This is a genomic window from Colwellia sp. MB3u-4 (assembly GCF_014077065.1).
Lineage (GTDB): Bacteria > Pseudomonadota > Gammaproteobacteria > Enterobacterales > Alteromonadaceae > Cognaticolwellia.
Genome location: NZ_JACGVE010000057.1, coordinates 1 through 305 on the forward strand (window position 1 = coordinate 1; position 305 = coordinate 305).

Sequence of the window (305 nt, forward strand, 5' to 3'; positions counted from 1 at the left end):
ATTGAATAGTCGACTTTAAATTCTTGCGTAATATAAGTAACAAGTGTTTGTGCTTTAAGTCTTCCGCCTTTGGGTTTAATACTATTATCATGAATGTACTGGCTTAACTGAGAGAGCTGTTGTTCATTGAGATTACAAGGTCGACCAGAGCGAGGTTTTTCTTTTAAACCATCAAGACCATGTTCATAAAATCTTTTAACCCAGTCATTAACAATACGTCGACTAATATGTAAGTTTCGTGCTGTCTGTGTGTTATTAGCGCCACTTTTGATATGAGAAAGCGCCATCAAACGAACCCGCATTCG

At 37.4% G+C, this 305-nt stretch carries 1 protein-coding gene; it reads right to left on the reverse strand.

Annotated features, from left to right (window positions below; genetic code table 11):
• On the reverse strand, nucleotides 1–287 hold a 287-nt coding region (locus H4J61_RS02290), incomplete at its 3' end, for a helix-turn-helix domain-containing protein (protein WP_259363062.1).
• Between the last annotated feature and the right edge of the window lie 18 nt (nucleotides 288–305).